1 protein-coding gene is annotated in these 741 nt (G+C 66.9%); it reads right to left on the bottom strand.

The features are described 5' to 3' along the window. Positions 1 to 741: cytochrome c-type biogenesis CcmF C-terminal domain-containing protein (locus EOA49_RS32235; RefSeq protein WP_281058473.1), on the bottom strand; the 741-nt coding region annotated here is incomplete at both ends.

The following is a 741-nucleotide window of genomic DNA, read 5'->3' as shown; positions in this document are numbered from 1 at the left end:
GGCGGCGGTCGAGCAGCGACATGGCGGCGCCCGCCATCATCACCAGTCCGCCGCCCCAGATCAGCGTCACCAACGGCTTCCACCACAGGCGCACGACGACCGAGCCGTCCTTGCCCTCATCGCCGAGCGACAGATAGAGCTGGCTCACACCCAGCGTCCTGATGCCGGACTCGGTCGTTACCGTCTGCCGCACCGGATAGAAGCGTTTTGCAGAGGTGATCTCGCCATCGGCATTGTCATCGGCGCCAATCAGCAGGAAGCGGCCGCGCTCCTCAGTGAAGTTTGGGCCTTTCTGAGGAAACAGTCCTTCGAAGCGCAGCGTGTGGCCGGAAAGTTCCACCGTCTCGCCGGCGCGCATGGTGAGAATCTTCTCGGTGCCGAACGAAAGCGTGCCGACGATGCCGAGCAAGGTGAGCCCGAGGCCGAGATGGGCAAGCGCGGTGCCGAAGACCGAGCGCGGCAGGCCGGCAAAGCGTCTCAGCATGTCGGCCGGCGCCACCGAGCCGATGCCCGACTTGACGGCAAGGTCGGTCAGCGCGCCGGCGACAAGCCAGACGGCGAGGCCGACGCCAAGCGCAGCGAAGACCGAGGCGCCATCGATAAACAGGCCGGTGACCAGCATCGCGGCGATCGCTAGCCCGAAGGCCGCCATCAGGCGCTGCGAGGCGGCAAGGACGTCGCCGCGCTTCCAGGCAAGCAGCGGACCAAACGGCACGATGGCGAGCAGCGGCAGCATCAGCG

Source organism: Mesorhizobium sp. M1A.F.Ca.IN.020.04.1.1, assembly GCF_003997315.1.
GTDB lineage: Bacteria > Pseudomonadota > Alphaproteobacteria > Rhizobiales > Rhizobiaceae > Mesorhizobium.
The sequence above is the reverse complement of the archived record's forward strand: the minus strand, read 5'-3'. Positions and strand labels throughout refer to the sequence as shown.